23 protein-coding genes are annotated in these 23025 nt (G+C 64.1%); 3 read left to right on the forward strand and 20 right to left on the reverse strand.

Translation table 11 applies throughout. The features are described 5' to 3' along the window. Window position 1: 1 nt before the first annotated feature. Entirely contained in the window at window positions 2-3130 is a 3129-nt protein-coding gene (locus tag RBJ75_RS06065; RefSeq protein ID WP_044406366.1) for an efflux RND transporter permease subunit, read from the reverse strand. Window positions 3131-3133: 3 nt separating this feature from the next. Then, window positions 3134-4264: an efflux RND transporter periplasmic adaptor subunit gene (locus tag RBJ75_RS06070; protein WP_044406369.1), complete on the reverse strand. Its 1131-nt coding sequence runs from the start codon at window positions 4262-4264 to the stop codon at window positions 3134-3136. 141 nt (window positions 4265-4405) lie between these two features. Here RBJ75_RS06070 and xth point away from each other — a divergent pair, with 141 nt between their 5' ends. Then, window positions 4406-5197, forward strand: coding sequence for an exodeoxyribonuclease III (gene xth, locus RBJ75_RS06075; protein WP_044406372.1), 792 nt, complete (start codon window positions 4406-4408; stop codon window positions 5195-5197). Window positions 5198-5204: 7 nt separating this feature from the next. Here the strand turns inward: xth and RBJ75_RS06080 are convergent, their stop codons facing one another. The 13 genes from RBJ75_RS06080 to RBJ75_RS06140 form a co-directional block, all read right to left on the reverse strand. Next, entirely contained in the window at window positions 5205-5753 is a 549-nt protein-coding gene (locus tag RBJ75_RS06080; RefSeq protein WP_152647608.1) for an NUDIX hydrolase, read from the reverse strand. Beyond that, window positions 5729-6550, reverse strand: a complete 822-nt coding sequence (locus RBJ75_RS06085; RefSeq protein ID WP_044406379.1) for a tetratricopeptide repeat protein — start codon at window positions 6548-6550, stop codon at window positions 5729-5731. Before RBJ75_RS06085 ends, RBJ75_RS06080 begins: the two co-directional genes overlap by 25 nt. Further along, complete coding sequence (locus RBJ75_RS06090; protein WP_044406382.1) at window positions 6537-7007, reverse strand: hypothetical protein; 471 nt, start codon at window positions 7005-7007, stop codon at window positions 6537-6539. Before RBJ75_RS06090 ends, RBJ75_RS06085 begins: the two co-directional genes overlap by 14 nt. Before the next feature lie 362 nt (window positions 7008-7369). After that, window positions 7370-8791, reverse strand: coding sequence for a dihydrolipoyl dehydrogenase (gene lpdA, locus RBJ75_RS06095; protein ID WP_044406385.1), 1422 nt, complete (start codon window positions 8789-8791; stop codon window positions 7370-7372). A 3-nt stretch (window positions 8792-8794) separates the two neighbouring features. Then, the gene (locus RBJ75_RS06100; RefSeq protein ID WP_276156256.1) at window positions 8795-9214 is read right to left on the reverse strand and encodes an endonuclease domain-containing protein; all 420 of its coding nucleotides are present in this window, start codon (window positions 9212-9214) and stop codon (window positions 8795-8797) included. Window positions 9215-9371: 157 nt separating this feature from the next. After that, complete coding sequence (locus tag RBJ75_RS06105) at window positions 9372-9593, reverse strand: hypothetical protein (protein ID WP_152647893.1); 222 nt, start codon at window positions 9591-9593, stop codon at window positions 9372-9374. An 11-nt stretch (window positions 9594-9604) separates the two neighbouring features. After that, window positions 9605-11029, reverse strand: coding sequence for a pyruvate dehydrogenase complex dihydrolipoamide acetyltransferase (locus tag RBJ75_RS06110; RefSeq protein ID WP_044417971.1), 1425 nt, complete (start codon window positions 11027-11029; stop codon window positions 9605-9607). Window positions 11030-11031: 2 nt separating this feature from the next. Continuing rightward, window positions 11032-11337, reverse strand: coding sequence for a DUF5076 domain-containing protein (locus tag RBJ75_RS06115; RefSeq protein WP_044417969.1), 306 nt, complete (start codon window positions 11335-11337; stop codon window positions 11032-11034). Between the two features lie 3 nt (window positions 11338-11340). Then, window positions 11341-12741: a pyruvate dehydrogenase complex E1 component subunit beta gene (locus RBJ75_RS06120; protein ID WP_044417967.1), complete on the reverse strand. Its 1401-nt coding sequence runs from the start codon at window positions 12739-12741 to the stop codon at window positions 11341-11343. Between the two features lie 58 nt (window positions 12742-12799). Further along, a complete protein-coding gene (gene pdhA, locus RBJ75_RS06125; protein ID WP_276156255.1) occupies window positions 12800-13831 on the reverse strand; it encodes a pyruvate dehydrogenase (acetyl-transferring) E1 component subunit alpha in 1032 nt (343 codons plus the stop codon). 153 nt (window positions 13832-13984) lie between these two features. Next, window positions 13985-14299 carry an FtsB family cell division protein gene (locus tag RBJ75_RS06130; protein ID WP_044417880.1) on the reverse strand — a complete coding sequence of 105 codons (315 nt, stop codon included), beginning with the start codon at window positions 14297-14299 and terminating at the stop codon, window positions 13985-13987. A 77-nt stretch (window positions 14300-14376) separates the two neighbouring features. Further along, entirely contained in the window at window positions 14377-14934 is a 558-nt protein-coding gene (locus RBJ75_RS06135) for an NADPH-dependent FMN reductase (RefSeq protein ID WP_044417878.1), read from the reverse strand. 202 nt (window positions 14935-15136) lie between these two features. After that, entirely contained in the window at window positions 15137-16063 is a 927-nt protein-coding gene (locus tag RBJ75_RS06140; RefSeq protein ID WP_044417876.1) for a DMT family transporter, read from the reverse strand. A 149-nt stretch (window positions 16064-16212) separates the two neighbouring features. Between RBJ75_RS06140 and RBJ75_RS06145 the strand changes: the two genes are divergently transcribed. After that, complete coding sequence (locus tag RBJ75_RS06145; protein ID WP_044417884.1) at window positions 16213-16824, forward strand: LysE family translocator; 612 nt, start codon at window positions 16213-16215, stop codon at window positions 16822-16824. Between the two features lie 3 nt (window positions 16825-16827). Here RBJ75_RS06145 and RBJ75_RS06150 read toward each other — a convergent pair whose 3' ends face one another. Both RBJ75_RS06150 and eno read right to left on the reverse strand, forming a co-directional pair. Further along, the gene (locus RBJ75_RS06150) at window positions 16828-17967 is read right to left on the reverse strand and encodes a zinc-binding dehydrogenase (RefSeq protein ID WP_044417874.1); all 1140 of its coding nucleotides are present in this window, start codon (window positions 17965-17967) and stop codon (window positions 16828-16830) included. Between the two features lie 85 nt (window positions 17968-18052). Continuing rightward, window positions 18053-19336 (reverse strand): phosphopyruvate hydratase, encoded by a 1284-nt coding sequence (eno, locus tag RBJ75_RS06155; protein ID WP_276156254.1) that lies wholly within the window; start codon window positions 19334-19336, stop codon window positions 18053-18055. 133 nt (window positions 19337-19469) lie between these two features. Here eno and queF point away from each other — a divergent pair, with 133 nt between their 5' ends. Then, the gene (gene queF / locus RBJ75_RS06160; protein ID WP_044410168.1) at window positions 19470-19946 is read left to right on the forward strand and encodes a preQ(1) synthase; all 477 of its coding nucleotides are present in this window, start codon (window positions 19470-19472) and stop codon (window positions 19944-19946) included. On the opposite strand, the gene RBJ75_RS06165 is transcribed toward queF, so the two are convergent. The 3 genes from RBJ75_RS06165 to RBJ75_RS06175 all read right to left on the reverse strand — a co-directional run bounded on the left by RBJ75_RS06165 (window position 19943) and on the right by RBJ75_RS06175 (window position 22985). After that, complete coding sequence (locus RBJ75_RS06165; protein WP_044410172.1) at window positions 19943-21145, reverse strand: MFS transporter; 1203 nt, start codon at window positions 21143-21145, stop codon at window positions 19943-19945. The two genes, queF and RBJ75_RS06165, sit on opposite strands and share 4 nt — an antisense overlap. Then, window positions 21145-22005 carry a 3-deoxy-8-phosphooctulonate synthase gene (gene kdsA, locus RBJ75_RS06170; RefSeq protein ID WP_044410175.1) on the reverse strand — a complete coding sequence of 287 codons (861 nt, stop codon included), beginning with the start codon at window positions 22003-22005 and terminating at the stop codon, window positions 21145-21147. The genes RBJ75_RS06165 and kdsA overlap by 1 nt, the downstream gene beginning before the upstream one ends. Window positions 22006-22082: 77 nt before the next feature. Next, entirely contained in the window at window positions 22083-22985 is a 903-nt protein-coding gene (locus RBJ75_RS06175) for a VOC family protein (RefSeq protein ID WP_044410178.1), read from the reverse strand. Between the last annotated feature and the right edge of the window lie 40 nt (window positions 22986-23025).

The raw sequence follows: 23025 nt of genomic DNA on the forward strand, positions 1-23025 counted from the left end.
CCTACTCCGCCGCCACCGCGCGCGGGCGCTCGCCGTCGCCGATCTCGTCGAACTGCGGCTCGAGCCGACGCTTCAAGCGGCGGTCGATCTTGTCGAGATAGATATAGATCACCGGGGTGATGAACAGCGTCAGCAATTGCGAGACGCACAGCCCGCCGACCACGGCGACGCCGAGCGGCTGGCGCAGTTCGGCGCCGGCGCCGGCGCCCAGCGCAATCGGCAGCGTGCCGAAGATCGCCGCGAAGGTCGTCATCATGATCGGGCGGAACCGGAGCAGCGCCGCCTCGCGAATGGCGTGCTCGGCGCTCAGACCGACGCGGCGGCGCTCCAGCGCGAAGTCGACCATCATGATGGCGTTCTTCTTGACGATGCCGACCAGCATCACGATGCCGATCATCGCGATCACCGACAATTCCATGTTGAACAGCATCAAGGTCAGGATCGCGCCGATGCCGGCCGATGGCAGGCCGGAAATGATGGTGATCGGGTGGATGAAGCTCTCATAGAGAATCCCGAGGATCACGAAGGCGGCGAACACCGCGGCGAGGATCAGCACGCCCTGCCCGCGCAAACTGTCCTGGAACACTTGCGCGGTGCCGGAGAAGCCGGTGGCGATCGTCGCCGGCAGGTTGGACTCGGCCTCGATCTTGGTGATGGCGTCGACCGCATAGCCCAGCGAATTGCCGGGCGCCAGGTTGAACGAAATCGTCACCGCCGGCTGCTGGCCCTGATGGTTGATCTGCAGCGGCCCGACGCTCGGCACCAGCTTGGCCACCGCGTCCATCGGAATGGTGCGGTTGTCGGAGGTCTTCAGATAGAGCTTGGAAATGTCCGAGGGGTCGACGCGGAACTGCGGCTGCGCCTCCAGGATGATCTGGTAGTCGTTCGACGGCATGTAGATGGTGCCGATTTGGCGTCCGCCATAGGCGTTGTAGAGCTGGTTGCGAACCTGATCGACGGTGATGCCGTAGACCGCGGCCTTCTCGCGGTCGATATCGACCGTCATCTGCGGGTTCTTGATGTAGAGGTCGGTGGTGACGTCGAGCAGCCCCGGCACCTTGGCGATCTTCTCGCGGATCTGCGGCGCCAGGCGATACAGCGCCTCGGTGTCGCCGCTCTGCATCACATATTGATACTGGCTCTTCGAGATCCGGCCGCCGATATTCAGGTTCTGGATGCTCTGGAAGAAGGCCTGCATCCCCGGCACCTGGGTCGCCTTCTGCCGCAGCCGCGTCACCACCGCGGCGACGCCCTCGCGCTGATCGCGCGGTTTCAGCGCGATGAACAGCCTGGCGTAATTGCCGGTGGGATTGGGACCGCCGGCGCCGACCGTGCTGTTGATGTACTCGACCGCGGGATCCTCCTTGAGAATGTCGGTCAGCGCGTTCTGGCGGGCTTTCATGGCCTCGAACGAGGTGTCGGTCGCGGCCTCGGTGACGCCGATCAGGAAGCCGGTGTCTTCCTGCGGGAAAAACCCCTTCGGCACGATCATGTAGAGATAGATGGTGCCGCCGAGCGTCGCCAGCGTCACCAGCAGCATCAGGAATTTGTGCGCCAGCACATGGTCCAGTGCCCATTCATAGCCGCGGTGCCAGGCGCCGAACATCGCCTCGAACACCCGCAGAACCACATTCTCCTTCTTGTCGGGATCATGCGCCTTCAGCACGCGGGCGCACAGCATCGGGGTCAGGGTCAGCGAGACGAAACCGGACACCAGGATCGCGACCGCGATGGTGACGGCGAATTCGCGAAACACCCGGCCGACGATGCCGCCCATCAGCAGCACCGGGATGAACACCGCGATCAGCGAAAAGGTGATCGAGATAATTGTGAAGCCGATCTCGCGCGCGCCTTTCAGCGCCGCCTCGAACGGCCGCATGCCGTGCTCGATATGCCGCACGATGTTCTCGAGCATGACGATGGCGTCGTCGACCACAAAGCCGACCGACAGCGTCAGCGCCAGCAGCGTCATGTTGTTGATCGAGAAGTCGAGCATATACATCACCGCGCAGGTGCCGAGCAGCGAGATCGGCACCGCCAGCGCCGGAATGAAGGTCGCCGACGCCGAGCGCAGGAACAGGAAGATCACCATGATCACCAGCGCCACGGCGATCAGCAAAGTTTCCTCGACGTCGCTGACCGCCTGGCGGACCGAGGTCGAGCGATCCATCAGCACCTGCATGCTGACCGAGGGCGGAACCTGGGCGCGCAGCGACGGCAGCTTGGCCCGCACGCCGTCGACCACCGCCACGGTGTTGGCGTCGGGCTGCTTCTGGATCGCCAGCACGATCGAGCGTTCGCCATTGAACCAGGTGGCGATCTTGTCGTTCTCGACGCTGTCGTAGATCCGGGCGACCTCGTCGAGCTTGACCGGCGAGCCGTTGCGCCAGGCCACCACGATGTGGCGATAATCGGCGGCCTTGTCCATCTGGCCGGAGGCCTGCAGCGAAATGTCCTGCTTCGGCCCGTTCATGGTGCCGACCGGCGTCGACGAATTGGCCCGCGCCACCGCGGTGCGGATATCTTCGAGCGACAAGCCGCGCGCCGCGGCAGCCTCCGGATCGGCCTGGACTCGGATTGCGAATTTCTGCGCACCGTAGATCGTCACCTGGGCGACGCCCGGGATCTGCGACAACGTCTGGCCGATGGTGATGTCGCCATATTCGTTGACCGCGGACAGCGGCAGCGTCGCCGAACTCAGCGCGATGAACAGCACCGGGAACTCGGCCGGGTTCACCTTGCGGAAACTCGGCGGAGTGGTCATCTCGGTCGGCAGTCGGCGCTGCGCGATGGTCAGCGCGGTCTGGACGTCGAGCGCGGCGGCGTCGATGTTGCGGTTGAGATCGAACTGGATGGTGATGACCGAGATGCCCTGTGAGGAGCTCGACGACATCGACGAGATCCCCGCGATGGTCGACAGCTGACGCTCGATGATGCCGGCGACCGAGGCCGCCATGGTGCTGGCGCTGGCGCCCGGCAGCGTCGCGCTGACCGCGATGGTCGGGAAATCAACCTTGGGAAGCGCCGAGACCGGCAGCAGCCGAAACCCGAAAATGCCAAACGCGATGATCGACGCCGTGATCAGCGTCGTCATTACCGGGCGCCGAATACACAGCTCGGACAGTGTCATGGCTCAGGCCCCGGCCTTGACCGCGCGGGGCTGCACCTCGCTGCCCTCCGACAGCAGCAACTGGCCATCGACCACGACGTCCTCGCCGCCCGACAGCCCGTCAGCGATCACCGACTGGCCGTCGAAGGTGCGCTCGACCTTGACGGCCTGCACATGCGCGGCGCCATCCCTGACCACGAACACGAAATTGCCGGTCTGGCTGCGTTGCACCGCGACCGTCGGCACCACCACGGCATCTTCAGTGCGGATGATCAGTTTGGTGTGGACCAGAATGCCCGGCCACAGCGTCTCGTTGGCGTTGTCCATGATGCCGCGGACGGTGACCATGCCGGTGGTCGAATCCACCGAATTCTCCACCATCGCCACCTTGCCGCGCTCCGATCGGCCGCTGCCCGGAATGGTGGCGACCACCTGGGTTGTTCCGGCCGCGATGGCGTCGCGCAAATCGGCCAGCACCTGCTGCGGCACCGCGAAGGAGATATAGACCGGCGCCATCTGGTTGATGGTCGCCATCGGCACGGTGTCGGCCGGCCGGACGAAATTCCCGATCTTCACATTGGCCGCACTGATCCGTCCGGCGAACGGCGCGCGGATGGTCGCATAGCTTTTCTGAACCTGGAGATTTTCCAGCGCCGACTGATCCGCCTTGATGGTTCCGGTCAGGATGTCGGCCTGGGTCTGGGCATTGTCGAGATTGACCTGGGTGGTGGCGCCTTTGCCGATCAATTCGCTGTAGCGTTTGAGGTCGCGTTCGGCGCCGGCGAGCTGGGCGCGGTCGCGGGCCAGATTGCCTTCGGCCTGGGCGAGCTGGGCGTCGATCTGGCGGGAATCAAGAGTGAACAGCAGATCGCCCTCCTTGACCTTGGCGCCGTCCTGAAAGTGCACGGCCGAGATGGTGGTTTCGATCCGCGACTTCAGCGCGACGCTGGAGATCGGCGTGACCGTACCGATCGAATCGACCTCGACAGGCACCGGCTTGCGCTCGGCCTTGGCCATATCGACGGATACGACCCGAGGACGTTGCGATCCCTTGGCGCCGGGGTCCTTGCCGCTCCATGATGAGCGCGTCACCAGACCCGCCACCACGGCGACACCTAGCAGGCCGGCGAGAACGATAGCGTTGCGCTTTTTCATGTCATCTCACGACGACCGGTCCGGAACCCGGACTGACCGCTTGCTCGCCAGGACGACGTTGCGCCCAACCGCAATGATTTATCACAGCTGCGCCGATCATGGTATGCCACCCATACGAAATTTAAGTAAGCGAGACATGCCATGCGGATTGCAACCTGGAACGTCAATTCGGTCCGACAACGGCTCGACCATCTGTTGACCTGGCTGCGCGACAGTGCCCCCGACGTGGTCTGTCTGCAGGAGATCAAATGCGTCGACGAGGCGTTCCCGCGCGAGGCGATCGAGGCGCTGGGTTACAACGTCGTCACCCACGGCCAGAAGACATTCAATGGCGTGGCGCTGCTGTCGAAATATCCGCTCGAGGAAGCCACCCCCCGGCTGGCCGGCGACGACGACGATGCCCATGCCCGCTTCCTCGAAGGCGTGGTGTCGCTGAAGACCGGCGTGGTCCGCGTGGCCTGCCTTTATCTGCCCAATGGCAACCCGGTCGAGACGGAGAAATATCCCTACAAGCTCAATTGGATGTCGCGGCTTGTTGAATATTCAAAACAGCGCCTGAAGACCGAAGAGCCGCTGATCCTGGCGGGTGATTTCAACGTCATCCCGGCCCCCGAGGATGTCCACAATCCCGCCGCCTGGGCCAATGACGCGCTGTTCAAGCCGCAGACCCGCGAGAGCTTTCAGACCCTGCTCGGGCTCGGCCTCACCGACGCACTGCGCGCCACCACCGATGCGCCGGGGCAATACACGTTCTGGGATTATCAGGCCGGAGCCTGGCAGAAGAACCACGGCATCCGGATCGATCACCTGCTGCTGTCGCCGCAGGCCGCCGACCGGCTGGTCGGCGTCGGCATCGACAAGCATGTCCGGGCCTGGGAAAAGCCGTCCGACCACGTGCCGGTGTGGATAGATCTGGATCTCGAGGCGGCGTGAGGCCGGCCTAGGACGCCGGGCTGAGCCGGCGCAGGGTCTGCGCAAGGTCCTCGGGAAACACGGTTTCATTGGTCTGCGCGAGCTCGTCCGCGGTCCACCACCGGATCGACCGCATCGCCGCGCGCTCGGTCTCGGTGACGCCGCGCAGACAAACCGCTTCGGCTTCGCAACGGCCAACAAAGAAGATGTCGCGGGTTTCGATCACCGCGCCTTCATGCTCGAAACGGTTGGTCGCCGTGTGCACCGGCCCCTGCAGAGGCGTTTGAAGCTGGAGTTCCTCGATCAGCTCGCGCTGCGCCGCAGCCAAAGCAGTCTCGCCGGGTTCGACACCGCCGCCCGGCGTGGCCCAAAAAATGAACTCACCCGAGGCTCGATTAACCACAAAGCGGATCAGCAGAACCCGATCGGTCGGAGATAGCAGAATGACGCGAGCCGACACCCGGCCATTCGGCTCGCCTTGCGCCTCAACCATGGTTAGCCCCTGCGCCAGCCTGGGAAGCAGGAGGCCACGAGGCGACACGGGGCGAGCGCTCAGTCCCGCCTGCCCTGCACCCAATGCTCGAGCATCTGCAGAGCCATGGCGCGGTCGTCTTCTGTGGCCTTGGCGATCGCCTTGTTGTAGCTGTCCTTGATCCAGGTCTCGTCCGGCGTGGCACTGTCGCGTGCCAGCGTCAGCCACATCAGGCCGCGCGCGGCCTGCCGCGGCAGATGGTCGCCGTTGAACAGCATTTCACCCAGCAGGGCCTGGGCCTGATGCTGGCCCTTTTGCGCCGCGAGGCCGAGCCAGCGCGCGCCGTAGCGGGAATCCTGCCGCGCCCCGACGCCGTTCAGATAGAGCCGCGCCAGATCATATTGGGCGTCGGCATTGCCGAAATATGATGCCGCATAGGAGAACATCTCCCGCGCCCGCTCGGTGTCGGCCTTGATTCGCGAATTCGGGATGCCTTCGAGATAATAGCGGCCGAGCGCCACGAAGGCATTGGCGACGATCGCCGCCTGCGGCGCCGACGGACTGTCCTCGGCATGGGCGTTGGCGATCCGGCTGAAATATTCGAAGGCGCGCAGATCGTTCTGGGCGACGCCGTTGCCGTCGGCATACATCCGCCCGAGGCGCCACTGCGCCACCGGGTGGCCGCCTTCGGCGGCATATTGCAATGCAGTCAAAGAGGTTGTCGTGGTCGAAGGCGGGATCGCCTTCTTCAGCGCCGAGGCGGTTCCGGGCTGAGCCGAAGCGACCGGAATCGCCGTCGTTTCCGGGTCGACCGGGGTGCCTTCGAAGGCAAGCGAAGTCCCGGCCGCCGAGGTCACGACCGCAAGCAAAGCAACGAAGATGATACGCTCAGATATCCGCATAATACTGTTTCTCGTAGGCGCCGTCCTGATGTCCAAAGTCGGCAACCGCCGACCCGACCTGCTGGGCGTAGTTCCAAGACTTGTCTGACCTGTCATGGGTCGCGCGCGGGCGGTCTTCAGTCTTGCGCTTGGCCCATTCGGGGTCGGTCAAATTTTCGTAAAGTGTGCCGGCCACGGCATCGATCCCGTTGCTGTCGCCCACCTGCTGCGAAGTGGAAATCGCGCGCGTCAGGTTTGGGGTGATCGTCAGAAATGGTATTTTTGCAGAGTTGATCAGGTCTTTGGCGACAACACGGCCAGCTGGTTTCAAATCCGCGACACAGGGTGTCTTTTTGAAGACATCGTGAGCGAGCAGGCCTAATATTTCATAGACTTGCCGCAAACCGTCAGCCGTCAGATCGCGGCCGGGCGATGTCACCCTGATGCTGGTTCCGATGCTGGCCTTGACGTCCGACAAATTCGTGTCCTGCTCACTGCGTGCTGCGAGAGGAATCCGAAGATAATCCCGCTTCTTTGCACGCGTCACGATCCAGAGTGGATCGACCTTACCGACCGGTAATGATTTCAGGGAGCGGTGTGGCTAAAAAGCGGCGCAGGCAAGAGCCTCCCAAGGTGAGGGGTAAATCTTGAGGAACTGTTGCTGGCACGCAACATTCGTTGCTGCAAGGCACCAGCGTCCTGCCAGATTCCAAGCTCCTGGTAGGTCATGACGTGCTTGTCAGTCGTCGGTGACGCGTTGCGGCACGAGCAAACAGCCTGCTCCAGGTCGCCTTCCGAGGCGCGAGGGGCAGCGAAAGCGGCGAAGTCGTTCGCCGCCGCTCAGGCGTTCAGTACCTGGCCATAGGCGTCCAGCACGGCTTCCTTCATCATCTCCGACAGGGTCGGATGCGGGAAGACGGTGTGCATCAGCTCGGCCTCGGTGGTCTCCAGGTTCATCGCCACCACATAGCCCTGGATCAGTTCGGTGACCTCGGCGCCGACCATATGGGCTCCGAGCAGCTGGCCGGTTGTCTTGTCGAAGATCACCTTGACCAGGCCCTGATCCTCGCCGAGCGCAATCGCCTTGCCGTTGCCGGCGAAGGGGAAGCGGCCGACCCGGATCTCGCGGCCGCCGTCCTTTGCCTTGGCCTCGGTGAGACCGACCGAGGCGACCTGCGGGTTGCAATAGGTGCAGCCCGGAATCAGCAATTTGTCCATCGGGTGCGGATGCAGGCCCTTGATCGCCTCGACGCAGATCACGCCCTCATGCTCGGCCTTATGCGCCAGCATTGGCGGCCCCGCGACGTCGCCGATGGCGTAGATCCCGGGGATATTGGTCTTGCCGAACCCGTCGATCACCACGCAGCCGCGGTCGGTCTTGATGCCGAGCTTGTCCAGCCCAAGGTTTTCGATATTGCCGACCACGCCGACCGCGGAAATCACCCGGTCGAATTCCACCGGCTCGGGCTTGCCCTTACCATCGTCGATGGTGGCGACGACGCTGTCGGCCTTCTTGTCAAGTTTCGTCACCTTGGTGCTGGTGCGGATGGTGATGCCCTGCTTCTCCAGCCGCTTGCGGGCGAGGCCGGCGATCTCGGCGTCCTCGACCGGCAGGATCTGCGGCAGCACCTCGACCACGGTGACCTTGGTGCCCATGGTGTGGAAGAACGAGGCGAATTCGATCCCGATCGCCCCGGAGCCGACCACCAGCAGCGATTTCGGCATCTTCTCCGGAACCATCGCCTCGAAATAGGTCCAGACCAGCTTCTTGTCGGGTTCGAGCCCCGGCAGCACCCGCGGCCGCGCGCCGGTGGCGATGATGATGTGCTTGGCCTGATAGGCGCCGACGCCCAGCGCGCCCTTCGGCGCCTCGGTCTTGGACGCAGTCACCGTCAGCTTGCCGGGTGCATCGATCGTCGCCGCGCCCCAGATGATCGAAATCTTGTTCTTCTTCATCAGGAAGCCGACGCCGTCGGCGAGCCGTTTGGAGACGCCGCGCGAACGCGCCACCACGGCCTTCGGATCATAGCTGATATTGTCGGCCGACAGCCCGAAATCCTTGGCGTGCTGCATGTAGTGATAGATCTCGGCCGAGCGTAACAGCGCCTTGGTCGGGATGCAGCCCCAGTTCAGGCAGATGCCGCCGAGATAGGATTTCTCCACGATTGCGGTCTTGAAGCCGAGCTGGGCGGCGCGGATCGCCGCCACATAGCCGCCGGGGCCGGAGCCGATGATGATGACGTCGAAGGAGGTGTCGGGCATGGGTTAGTCGCTCTTTGCGTCCTTACCCTCTCCCCTTGTGGGAGAGGGTGGCGAGCGTAGCTCGCCGGGTGAGGGGGAAAGCGTTGCAGTGTCGGCAATGACTTCGATGACCGACTGCGACTGCATCAGGATGTCGTTGTTCCAAAAGCGAAGAACCTGGAAGCCTCGACTGGCGAGATCCCGATCCCGCATTCGGTCGTCGTTGCTTTCTGCATGTTGACTGCCATCGGCCTCCACGATCAAACGCCGTTCAAAACAAACAAAATCGACGATCCATGGACCGATCGGCACTTGTCGCCGAAATTTCAACTGCGCCAACCGTCGCGATCTGAGCAGACGCCATAGTGCTACTTCCGCGTCGGTGGCATTGGCGCGGAGGGACTTGGCGAATGACCTCTTCTGACGCGAAACAGGCTGGCGCATACCCCCTCACCCGGCCGCCTGCGGCGGCCACCCTCTCCCACGAGGGGAGAGGGAAGAAACTCACCTACACCACCATCATCACGGGATTTTCGATCAGCAGCTTGGGCACACTGTCGATAGAAACGCGCACCAAGAGAGCTTCCGCCCCATAATCATCTCATTTTGTCTTTGGGACATCTTCCATCAGCTGGGAAAAACGTTTCCAGCTCACATGATGATGCGAGCCCTTGGAGTTCTTTGGATACCATCGGAAACCACCTTGGCTTACGTGTAGATCGCCAAGCTTCGATGTTCCGTCTGTAGCAACAAACACTAAAGCTCGCTCTTCTCTTCCTAGCTCGTGCTCACTCAACGAAACCTTGACTGTCTTCTTTGCCATTGCTTGCTTCCTTACACCACCATCATCACGGGATTTTCGATCAGCAGCTTGAACGCGCCGATCAGTTCGGCGCCGAGCGCACCGTCGACGGCGCGGTGGTCGCAGCCCAAGGTGACGCTCATCATCGTGGCGATCTCGATCTTGCCGTTGACGACGACGGCACGTTGCTCGCCAGTGCCGACCGCCAGAATCGTGGCGTGCGGTGGATTGATCACCGCGGTGAAATCCTTGATGCCGTACATGCCGAGATTCGACACCGCGGTGGTGCCGCCCTGATATTCCTCGGGCTTCAGCTTGCGTGCCCGGGCGCGGGCGGCAAAATCCTTCATCTGCGCGGAAATCGTCGACAGCGGCAAGGTCTCGACGCTGCGGATGATCGGGGTAATCAGTCCGCCCGGCATCGCCACCGCGACGCCGACGTCGGAATGTTTGTGTTTGAGCATGCCGCTCTCGGTCCACGACACGTTGGCGTTGGGAATTCGCTGCAGCGCCACCGCCAGCGCCTTGACGACGAAATCATTGACCGACAGCTTATAGGTCGGCTTACCGTCCTTGTCTTTTGGTGCGGCGGCGTTGATCTGGTCGCGCGCGGCCAACAGCCTCTCGATGTTGCAGTCCATCGTCAGAAAGAAATGCGGAACGGCCTGCGCCGCCTGCGTCAGCCTTTGTGCGATGGTGCGGCGCATGCCGTCATGCGGAATCACCTCGTAGCTGTCCTCGGCAAAGAGCGCGCGGATCTGCTGATCCGACATCGACGGTGCCGTCTGCGGCGCGGTCGACGCAGCTGCGGCCGGTACTTTCAGCCCGCCGCCGGATTTGGCCTGCTCGACGTCGCGGGCAATCACCCGGCCATGCGGGCCGGTGCCGTTGACGCGGGCGAGTTCGATCCCGGCGTCCTTGGCCAGCCGGCGCGCCAGCGGCGAGGCGAACACCCGACCGTTGGACTGCGCCCCCTCACCCGCCCGATCACGCTGCGCGTCGCCGGGCGACCTCTCCCCGGTGGGGGGAGGTGAAGCGGGCTGCGGCGCTGGCTTTGTCTCGGTCGCGGGCTTGTCGGGTTCAGCACTCCCCTTGCCGGCGGCACTGCCGGCTCCCTCTCCCCGTTGGGGAGTGGGTTGGGGGCTCTCGGAGCCAGCCGCCTTCTTGGCGCTTGCCCCCCCTCCTGCGCTCGCACCCGCAGCCTTCACGTCCTCGCCGTCGCTGGCCAGCACCGCGATGATGTCATTGACCGGCACGTCCTGGGTGCCTTCCGGCACCAGGATTTTGGCGATGGTGCCCTCGTCGACCGCCTCGACCTCCATGGTCGCCTTGTCGGTCTCGATCTCGGCGATGACGTCGCCGGACTTGACCGTGTCGCCCTCCTTCTTCAGCCATTTCGAAAGGTTGCCCTTTTCCATGGTCGGCGACAAAGCGGGCATCAGAATATTGATCGGCATTATCAGTGACCTTGTTGCGACCGCGGCGTGGTGCTGCCCGGATCGGTCGAGCGCTCGATCTCGGCCTCGAACATCTCGACGATGCGGCCCAGTGCCTCTTCCTCAGTGTAATTCGTTTCCCGCGCATAGGCGCGCGCGGCGTGTCGGGCGACGTCAACCAGCAGGACGCCCCACATGTCGGGCTCCTCGAAGGCGCGCATGAAGGCGATCGACAAACCGCCGTCGAGCACGAAGGCGCGCAACACCTCGACGGCGTCCTCGCTCGCCATCACATCGGGCGGCAATGGCTGCTGTTTGGGTCCTGTCATGAGCTACCTGTAGCAAACGGCTTTGGCGGCCTCGACCACCTCGGCGACGCTGGGAAGCGCCAGTTTCTCAAGATTGGCGGCATAGGGCATCGGCACGTCCTTGCCGGATACCCGCGCCACCGGCGCATCGAGATAGTCGAAGGCGTGCTCCATGATCCGGGACGCCACTTCGGCACCGACGCCGCTTTGCTTCCAGCCCTCTTCGACCGTCACCGCGCGGCCGGTCTTCTTCACCGAGGCGATGATGGTGTCGGTATCGAGCGGGCGCAGCGTGCGCAGGTCGATCACTTCGGCCTCGATCCCCTCCTTGGCCAATTCCTCGGCGGCCTTCAGCGCATAGCTCATGCCGTTCGACCAGGAAATCAGCGTCACGTCGGAGCCGGCGCGCGCGATCCTGGCCTTGCCGATCGGGATGACGTAGTCGTCGAGCTTCGGCACCTCGCCGGAATGGCCGTACAGCATTTCGTTTTCGAGGAAGATCACCGGATTGGGATCGCGGATCGCGGCCTTCAGCAGCCCCTTGTAGTCGGCGGCGTTGGACGGCGAGATCACCTTCAGGCCCGGGATCTGCGAGTACCACGCCGAATAGTCCTGGCTGTGCTGGGCGCCGACTCTCGCGGCGGCGCCGTTCGGGCCGCGGAACACGATCTGGCAGGTCATCTGGCCGCCCGACATGTACAGCGTCTTGGCGGCGGAATTGATGATCTGGTCGATCGCCTGCATGGCGAAATTGAAGGTCATGAATTCGACGATCGGCTTCAAACCCGCCATCGCGGCGCCGACGCCGACGCCGGCAAACCCATGCTCGGTGATCGGGGTGTCGATCACCCGCTTGTCGCCGAATTCCTGCAGCAAGCCCTGCGTCACCTTGTAGGCGCCCTGATATTCGGCGACCTCCTCGCCCATCACGAACACGTCGGGATCGCGGCGCATTTCCTCGGCCATGGCATCGCGCAGCGCCTCGCGGATCGTCATCGTCACCATCTCGGTGCCGGCGGGGATGTCGGGATCGGCCGCAACCGCGACGTCGGCCTTGGTGTCATGCTCGGCGGATTGATGCGATGGCTCGCGCGGCGGCTCGGCAGCTTTCGCCGGCGGCGCCTCGGCGGGTTTGTCTTGCGCCGTGGGTGGCGGCGCCTTGTCGAGATCGGCGGCGGTTTCGCCGTCGCTCAGGATGGTGGCGATCGGGGTATTGACCGCGACGTCATTGGTGCCTTCGGCGATCAGGATCTTGCCGAGTGTGCCCTCGTCGGTGGCCTCGACTTCCATCGTGGCCTTGTCGGTCTCGATCTCGGCGATGACGTCGCCGGATTTAATCGCCTCGCCTTCCTTTTTCAGCCATTTCGACAGGTTGCCCTTCTCCATGGTCGGCGACAGCGCGGGCATCAGCACTTGAATGGGCATTTTGGCTCCGGAATCATTCCATCAGTTACGCGTCAGGCGTCGTTCGGCGCTCGCGCGTCTAGCGATAGACATCGGTGTAAAGTTCGGAGGCGTCGGGCTCCGAATCGTGCTGCGCGAATTCGGCTGCGCCATTGACGATCTCGCGGACCTCGGCATCGACCGCCTTGAGATCCTGCTCGGTCATCTTCAGCGCCAGCAGCCGGTTGCGCACCTGTTCGATCGGATCCTGATCGTTGCGGACCTTGTCGACTTCCTCGCGGGTGCGATACTTCGCCGGGTCCGACATCGAATGGCCGCGATAGCGATAGGTCTGCATCTCCAGGATGAACGGCCCCTTGCCGGCGCGACACCACGCCACCGCCTTGTCGCCCGCGGCCTTCACCGCGCGGACGTCCATGCCGTCGATCTGCTCGCCCGGAATGTTGAAGGAGATGCCGCGCTTGGAAAAATCGGTCTGCGCCGAGGAGCGCAACACCGAGGTCCCCATGGCGTAGCGGTTGTTCTCGATGACATAGACCACCGGCAGCTTCCACAGCTCCGCCATGTTGAAGCTCTCATAGACCTGGCCCTGGTTCGACGCGCCGTCGCCGAAATAGGCCAGGCTGACATTGTCGTTACCGCGATAGCGGTTGGCGAAGGCCAGCCCGGTGCCGAGCGACACCTGGGCGCCGACGATGCCGTGGCCGCCGAAGAAATTCTTCTCCTTGCTGAACATGTGCATGGAGCCACCCTTGCCCTTGGAATAGCCGCCATGGCGTCCGGTCAGCTCGGCCATCACGCCCTTGGCGTCCATGCCGCAGGCCAGCATGTGGCCGTGGTCACGATAGCCGGTGATGACCTGATCGCCGTCCTTCAACGCCATCTGCATGCCGACGACGATGGCTTCCTGACCGATATACAGATGGCAGAACCCGCCGATCGCGCCCATGCCGTAGAGCTGGCCGGCCTTTTCCTCGAACCGGCGGATCAGCAGCATGTCGCGGAACGCGCGCAGCTCCTGATCCTTGGTGAAGTCAGGGACCGGCGGATGCGCGCCGTTTCCCTTGTCGGGTGCATTCTCTTTCGCGGCGGTCTTCTTCGATGCGGCCATGGCTAGTCCGATGAGAGGATGGGTCAGCCTGTCTACCGCAACTCAAATCGCCATGAAAGGACTGCGTGGTGTCACACAGAAATCGCTATGCCGCAGTGCAATGCGACGCGCAATTTTCGCAATTGTTTCCGTCGGATTTTGGAATTTGCGGGATCAGCGCGGCAGCACGCGCACCAAGTCGGCGGGGCTGACATAATCGAGCTGATAGCGCGCCCGCTCGTCGAGCATGTCGGGATCGATGCGGCTCGAGCGCAGCAGCGAAACCCGCTGCTCGCCGAGGGCGCGCTCCTGCTTCAACCGCGCCAATTCGGAGGTCAGCGAGACGATCTCCTGATCGAGCTCCTGGCGCGCGGTCAGCCCGTATTTTCCGGTGTAAGCGTTGACGCTGAAATAGCCGACCATAGCCGCGGCAATCGCATAGAGGGCGATTCCGGTGAGAATGGATTTGAGTCGGCTGCGGGAGACCATGCCGGATCATGCGGCAGCGCGGTTAAGAGAAACTTAAACGGTGGCTCGACAGCGGACCTGTCAAGCCCCCGTGACGATCAGGCCTTGATGCGCGCGACCCAGACGGCGAAGGCGTCGATATATTGCTGCAACACCGGCCGCAGCGACTCCTTGGTCAGCTCGCCGGCCTCGTCGAAGGCGTCGCCGATCCCGTTGAGATAGGTTTCCGGCTGCTGCATGATCGGCCCGCAGATGCCCGGCAGGATCTGCTGCAGGTGCTTGGCGGCACTGACGCCGCCGAGCGGTCCGGGCGAGTTGCTGATGATGCCTGTCGGCTTGCCGAGGAACGAGCTCTTGCCATAGGGCCTGGAGCCGACGTCGATGGCGTTTTTCAGCACGCCCGGGATCGAGCGGTTGTATTCGGGCGCCACAAAGAGCACCGCATCGGATGCCTGCACCAATTCGCGAAACTTCAGCCAGTCGGCCGGCGGATTGGCTTCCAAATCCTGGTTGAACATCGAGATGTCATGCAGCGTCACGACATTCAACTTCAGCGAGGGCGGCGCCAGCTTGGCCAGGGCTTGGGCGATTCGCAGCGAGAATGCCTGCTTGCGCAGGCTGCCGACGATGACGGCGACGTTGAGCGGGGTGGTCATAGCGATAATTCCTGACAAAGATGAGGCCGAAAGGCTGGGCGGCGGGACGTTACCCCATGGCGGGATAGATGCAAATGCATCAATTGCCTCGCCCGCGCCGCAGTGACGGGATCTTGATCGATTCCGCAGTGTTTGGCTGTGACGTCTCCAACGCCCTGCGGGCGTCGCGCCCGAGTCGCGGCCAGTTCACCGATGCGGGCGATCAGGGGCGCGTCATCTTTCTCGTCAACCGGATCAGCCGGACCACCCTGCCATCGATGACCAGCAGCGCGCTGGCAATAATCAGCCCGCCTGCAATTTCGCGTCCCCGCAGCGTCTCGCCGAGCACGAAATGTCCGAGCAGGATCGCCGTGATGGGAATCAGCAGCGTCACCAACATGACGTTACTCGCGCCGGAGCGGACCAGGATTTGGAAGAAGACCAGATAGGCGAGCGCGGTCGAGAGCAACGCGAAAGCCAGCAGCGCAATCCAGCTCGCCGCCCCCGGCATCGACAGGCCATGCGGCCACTCGATCGATCCGGCGAGAACCAGCATCACCAGGCTGGAGCACGACAACTGACAAGTTGCCGATGTGAGCGGCGAAATCCCCGCCAGCTTGCGGCGTCCCCACAGGCCGGCAAAACCGTAACTAAGTGCGGCGCCAAGGCAGAGCAGAATGCCGAGCGTCGGCCTGTACGATGCATCAATCCCCTGGCCGCGCAGGACAACAACTCCGAACACCCCGAGCAATGCGCCGGCAACGCGACGGGCGCTGAGCGCCTCCTCCCTGAACGCCGCCATGACCAATATGGTGAACAAAGGCGTGGTGGCGTTGAGCACCGAGGCCAGTCCGCTCGGGATCAGCGTCTGGCCGATCACCAGCAGTGTGAACGGTATCACATTGTTCAGCACAGCCATCACCAGGAACGGCCACCAGTCGCGCAGCCGTGGGGGAAAGCCCGCGCCGTAAATCCACATGACCGGAATCAGCACGGCCGCCGCCAGGGCGACCCGCACCAGCACGATCGTCAGCGGCGGCGTGTCTCTCACGGCAACGCCGGTAAAGAAGAACGAGCCACCCCACAATACCGACAATAGCACCAGCAGCAGCCAGTCGCGGGGATCGATTGCCGTCTTGGTGGTCGCCATGCGCTACTCCGATCGCGTGGCAAAGTGGCTCGTTCGGCGTAACCGGACCACCCGATTTCCGGATCGCCTCGCCACCATCGATGGTCGAGCTTGCCGGGGCGACCGCGGGACGGCATTCTGACCGCATTCGGTTCAACGGGAATGTCGATATGAGCCTGGAATTTCTGATCACGTCGCTGATTGTCGTCGCCGCGCCCGGGACCGGCGTGTTGTACACCCTGGCCGCAGGGCTTTCGCGCGGGGGCCGGGCCAGCGCGGTGGCGGCCTTCGGCTGCACCCTCGGCATCGTGCCGCATATGCTGGCGGCGATCCTGGGATTGGCGGCGCTGCTGCACACCAGCGCGCTGGCGTTCCAGACCTTCAAATATCTCGGCGTCGCATATCTGCTCTACATGGCGTGGAATACGCTACGCGAGCGCGGCGCGCTCAAGGTCGACAATGAGGTGAGCGCGCGCTCGGACGTCCAGCTCGCCGTCACCGGCATCCTGGTCAACATCCTCAATCCGAAACTGTCGATCTTCTTCCTGGCGTTCCTGCCGCAATTCGTCAGCGCCGATGAAACCCATCCATTGGGACGGATGTTCGCGCTCAGCTTCGTTTTCATGCTGATGACATTCGTGGTGTTCGTCGGCTACGGGCTGTTCGCCGCCGCGGTCCGCGAGCATGTCATCTCGCGGCCGCGGGTGCTGGCCTGGATGCGCCGCAGCTTTGCCGCGGCGTTCGTCGCGCTCGGCGCCAAGCTGGCACTCGCCGAGCGCTAACGCTCAGCCCTTGCTCGGATCGATCAAGAACTTCTCGCCGGTCGCGCGCTTGTTGTAGATCGCGATATTGTCGAGCGACAAGACCTCCTGCAACGAAACGACGCGCGTGTAGTGGCTGGCGAAGGTGGTCTTGATTTCGGCGGCGACGCGCGCGCGCAGCTTGGCGGCTTCATCCGCACCGATCTTCTGCAGGAAGTTGAACAGCAGCCAGCCGCCGACGCCCCAGGCCATGCCGAAGGCGCGGTTGAGCTCGATCGGCCCGGGATCGAGGCTGCCATAGATATAGACCTGCTTGTGTACGCTGGACCCGTAGCGGCTGTAGATCTTGGCCGATTTGTTGGCGGCGATCTCCATGCCGGTCAGGATCTGGCCGGCCAGCCTGCCGCCGCCGATCGCGTCGAACGCGATAGTGGCGCCGGTCTGCTCCAGCGCCGCGGTGAGGTCGTCGGTGAAGTTCGGCGCGGTCGAGTTGACGACGTATTTGGCGCCGATCTTGCGCAGGATCTCGGCCTGCGCGTCGCTGCGCACGATGTTGACCAGATCGATGCCGTCCTTGAGGCAGATCTTGTTGAGCATCTGGCCGAGATTCGACGCCGCCGCAGTATGCACCAGCGCCTTGTGATCCTCGCGCCGCATCGTCTCGACCATGCCGAGCGCGGTCAGCGGATTGACGAAGCAGGATGCGCCTTCGGCCGGGGTGGTGCCGACCGGCAGCAGCAGGCAGTCGGCGGCATTCATCAGCCGATATTGCGCATACATCGCGCCGCCGATCATCGCCACGGTCTTGCCGAGCAGCTGTTGTGCGGCGACCGACGACCCGGCCTTGATCACGGTGCCGGCGCCCTCATTGCCGACCGGCATCGGCTCGTCGAGCCGGCCGGCCATCGCCTTCATCGCAGCGTCCGGGACCTTTGCGCTGATCACCGGCGCGCCAGCGGTGCCGGACGCCTTCGCGGTGCTCATGTCGGCGGCCCCGAACAGCAGGCCGAGATCGGACGGATTGAGCGGCGTGGCCTCGACTCGCACCAGCACCTCGTCGGCGCCGGGCTCGGGAATTGGCACGGGCGTCAGCGACACTTCGAGTTCGCCGCTCGCCTTGATCAGCGAGCGCAGTTGAAGTCCAGTGTTGCTGTCGGTGCCCACGCGCAATCTCCCTATCGTTGTTCGCGGCCGCACCTTGGTGCAACCGCGCGCAGGGTTCAAGCGGGCGCGATCAATTGATCGTGCGTCAGCGAAACGCCTTCAAGGCCCCTCGCCCGGCGAAGATCGCCTGGCTGCCGAGTTCCTGCTCGATCCGCAGCAACTGGTTGTATTTCGCGGTGCGGTCGGAACGCGCCAGTGAGCCGGTCTTGATCTGCCCGCAATTGCTGGCGACTGCGAGGTCGGCGATGGTGGAATCCTCGGTCTCGCCGGAGCGATGCGACATCACCGCGGTATAGCCGGCCTTGTAGGCCATTTCGATGGCGCTCAGCGTTTCGGTCAGGGTGCCGATCTGGTTGACCTTGATCAGGATCGAATTGGCACGGCCGTTCTTGATGCCGTCGGCCAGCCGCTCGACATTGGTGACGAACAGGTCGTCGCCGACCAGCTGGCACTTGTTGCCAATCAGATCGGTGACCTGCTTCCAGCCGTCGAAATCGTCCTCGGCCATGCCGTCCTCGATCGAGACGATCGGATAGCGCGCCGCCAGCTCGCCGAGATATTTCGCCTGCTCCTCGATCGAGCGGGTCTTGTTCTCGCCCTCATACACATAGGCGCCGTTCTTGAAGAATTCGCTGGATGCCGGATCGAGCGCCAGCGCGATATCCTCGCCGGGCCGATAGCCGGCCTTCTCGATCGCCTTCATCACATAGCTGAGCGCCTCGTCGGCCGATTTCAGGTTCGGCGCGAAACCGCCCTCGTCGCCCACATTGGTGTTGTGGCCTTCGTCGTGCAGCGATTTCTTTAAAGTGTGGAACACTTCGACGCCCATCCGCAGCGCTTCCGAGAAGCTCGGCGCGCCGATCGGCATGATCATGAATTCCTGGAAATCGATCGGATTGTCGGCATGCGCGCCGCCATTGATGATGTTCATCATCGGCACCGGCAACGTGCGGGCCGAGGTGCCGCCGACATAGCGGTACAGCGGCATGTCGAAGGATTCCGCCGCCGCCTTGGCGACCGCCAGCGACACGCCCAGAATCGCGTTGGCGCCGAGCCGGCTCTTGTTCGGGGTGCCGTCGAGTTCGATCATCACCTGGTCGATCTGGACCTGCTGCTCGGCATCCATGCCGCCCAGCGCATCGAACAATTCGCCATTGACGGCCTCGACCGCCTTCAGCACGCCCTTGCCGAAATAGCGGCCCTTGTCGCCGTCGCGCAATTCGACGGCTTCATGCACGCCGGTGGAGGCGCCGGACGGCACCGCGGCGCGGCCCATCGATCCGTCCTCCAGCACCACATCGACCTCGACGGTCGGATTGCCGCGGCTGTCAAGGATTTCGCGGCCGATGATGTCGACGATGGCGGTCATGGGAGCCTCATGGGGAGTTGGGGAAGACGGTTGGCGCTGCTTCTACAGCAAGGCTTCCGGCGGGAAAAGGCCGAGACCGGACCGCGTGACGCGGCCATGACTATTGGCTAAGACGGCAGCAACGGAGACCACGATGTCGAAAACGCCCAGCAAAACCCCGAAACCCGCCAATCTTCAGCTCGGCCGCGCGGTCGAATGGCCCGCCACGCCGGAGGCCGCCCGGCTCGACCGGGTCCCCAACCCGCAGGCCGACACCAATTATCTGGTGCGCTTCACCGCGCCGGAATTCACCTCGCTGTGCCCGGTCACCGGCCAGCCCGACTTCGCCCATCTGATGATCGATTACGTGCCCGGCGCCTGGCTGTTGGAGTCGAAATCGCTGAAGCTCTATATCGCCAGCTTCCGCAACCACGGCGCCTTCCACGAGGACTGCACGGTGGCGATCGGCAAGCGGATCGCCGCGGAGATCAAGCCGAAATGGCTGCGGATCGGCGGCTACTGGTATCCGCGCGGCGGCATTCCGATCGACGTGTTCTGGCAGACCGGCAAATTGCCCAAGGGCATGTGGATTCCCGAACAGGGCGTGGCGCCCTATCGCGGGCGGGGCTAGGCCGCATCCACCGGCCGGGTCGACCGCAGGAAGCGGGCGCAGAACGGGCCCAGCATCGCGATCACGGCGGCCGCCAGCAGCAGCGTCGGCAGCTTGCCCAGATTGGATATTCCCACGCCGTAGGCGATCGGGCCCACGGTCTGGCCCATGAAGAAAAAGAACGAATGCAGCGACATCGCGGTGGCGCGGGCTTCCTGCGACAATTCGCTGGAGAACACCTGCAGTGACCCGTGCAACATGTAGAAGCCCCACCCCATCAGCAGGAAGCTCAGGCACTGGACCTGCCATGGCGGGCCGAAAGCGACGAACGCCACTTGCGCGGCCATCAGCGTGCCGCCTGCAATCATCATCCCGTTGACGCCGATCCGCGGCAGCATCCTGGTGATCGACGCGGTGTAGAACAATCCGCCAAAGGCAAAACACGCCAGCACCAGGCCGGCGATCGACAGGCTGCTGACGCCGAGGTCGAACAGAAACGAGGCAACGTAGGGAAACAGGCCGAGCACGCAGCAGCCCTCGACGAACACCGCCGAGAACACGATCAGCGCATTCGGATTGGCGAAGATGGTGCGATAGCCGTGGCGGAGCACGCCAAGATTGACCTTGCCCGCGGGCTTCGCCAGCGCGGCGCCCTTGAAGCCGACCGACACCGCGACCGAGGCCACGATCGCCAGCCCGCCCATCACCGCCAGCACACCGCGCCAGCCGAGAAAATCGCCGATGATCCCGGACGCCGTGGCGCCGAGCAGCGTTCCGGTCATCGCCCCCGCCATCACCCGGCTGATCGCGACCTGCCGGCGGTCCGGGCCGACCAGATCGCTGGTCAGGCTCAGCGTCACCGGAAACACCCCGCCCGCGCCGATCCCGCCGAGCACCCGGGTCGCCAGCAGCAGCGTATAGGACGACGTCATCGCGCCGAGAATGTTGGCGATCCCGAGCAGGACCAGACAGAACACCATCAGCCGCGCTTTGCCGAACAGATCGGCGGCAGCGCCCAGCACCGGCTGAGTGATCGCAAAGGTGAAGGCCAGCGCCGCCGACAGCCCGGCCGCGGTGGCAATGCTGACCTGAAAATCCTCGGCGACATGGGGCAGCACCGGGTCGAGCGACCGGGTCGAGAGCGACGCCGCAAAAGAAGCCAGGGCGATGATGTAGAGAACCGGCGGCAGGTTTGGCTGGGCGCTGGCGCTTTGCGCCATTACGCCACCCCGAGGCCGGTCGCGTCCTTGGCGATCCGATCGAATGCCATCAGCGTCCGCAGCAGGCCCTCGAATTCGCGCAGCGGCACCATGTTGGGGCCGTCGGAGGGCGCGTGGTCCGGATCGGGATGGGTTTCGATGAATACCCCGGCGACGCCGACCGCCACCGCGGCGCGCGCCAGCACCGGCACGAATTCGCGCTCGCCGCCGGACGAAGTGCCCTTGCCGCCGGGCTGCTGCACCGAATGGGTGGCGTCGAAGATCACCGGCGCGCCGGTGGTGCGCGCCAGGATCGGCAGCGCCCGCATGTCGGACACCAGCGTGTTGTAGCCGAACGAGGCGCCGCGTTCGGTCACCAGCACGTTGCGATTGCCGCTTCCAGTCAGCTTGGCCACCACATTGGCCATGTCCCACGGCGCCAGGAACTGACCCTTCTTGACATTGACCACCTTGCCGGTGGCGGCGGCGGCCAGCAGCAGATCGGTCTGCCGGCACAGAAAAGCCGGGATCTGCAGGATGTCGACGGCCTGCGCGGCGCGGGCACATTGCGCGCTCTCGTGGACGTCGGTCAGCACCGGCAGACCATAGGTCTCGCGGATTTCGGCGAAGATCGGCAATGCCTGGTCGATGCCGATGCCGCGTGCCGCGGCGGCGCTGGTGCGGTTGGCCTTGTCGAACGAGGTTTTGTAGACGAGGCCGATGCCGAGGCGGTCGGCGATCTCCTTCAGCGCCGCGGCGACTTCCAGCGCATGCGCCCGGCTCTCGAGCTGGCACGGCCCGGCGATCACCGCCAGCGGCAGCGCGTTTCCGAACCTGACCTGTCCGGCTTCCACGATCGGTGCCGCGTGCGTGTCGTTCAACTGATCATTCCTTGCTGGCTCGGGCTTCAAAGCGCCAGACCATGCCGGTCGGGCCGCACCGGATCAAGCCTTGCGCATCATGTCTTTGAAGTTTCTCGGCCAGGTTCCCCGGCCGCCCGTTCGAAGATCAACGTCGCGCCGAATGCATCGCAGGGCAACACTACCAGCCGGTCCAGCCGGCTTTGCGCGGCGATCGCACCGCGCGCCAAGGCGCTTTCGACCACGCCCAGATCATCGACCGCGATCCGCAATCCGACGAAGCTGGCGCCCTCGCCCTGCGGCGTGACCACGACGCCGAAGCGGTCGCGAAAGGCGACGGCCTCGTTGATCTCGATGTCGCCGCGGGCGGTGCGTGCGGTGATGCCGGTCGAGGTCGAATGCAGGTCGCGGGAACCGGTGAAGGCTTCGACAAAGACGTGGTGATCGGTGGGATTGTCAGCGACCATCACCACGCCGGCCGCGGCCCGCGCCCCGTTCGGGTGATTCTGAAAATCGGCGTTCCAGAAATTCTGCGGAAAGCGATGCTGGCAGACCGCGAATCCGGCGTCGGGCGACAGCAGGTCGACCGCAAAGGCCAGCGAGAATGCCAGCTCGACCGCGACGCCGTCGGGGCGGCGACCTTCGCGGGCAAAATCGAACACCTTGAAATCGCCGATGCCGGCCGCGGCAAAGCCGCGCGCATCGGCATCGGCGTCGCGGCTGCTCAGCAGCAGCATCGACAGGCCCTGGCGCCGCGCGAGATAATCGCGTTGAAACGCGCCGAATGAGAACGAACCCGGCGCATGCGGCGCGATCTTCTCGGGCTCCGCCACGGTGAGAAGCTCGACAAAGAAATCCTGCAACTGGACGATGCGGTTATGCGTGCCCCAGGGATGGCGGTTGCGGGCGCCGACGGTGAAGCCGGCGCGGCGATAGAACTCCGCGGCGGCATCGAGATCGTGGACCGCATGCACGATGTGGTCGAGTCCGCGCGGAATCATGCTGGGGCTTTCACTGTCGGGGCTTGCAATGCGGCGCGGT

Source organism: Rhodopseudomonas sp. BAL398 (assembly GCF_033001325.1).
GTDB lineage: Bacteria > Pseudomonadota > Alphaproteobacteria > Rhizobiales > Xanthobacteraceae > JARJEH01.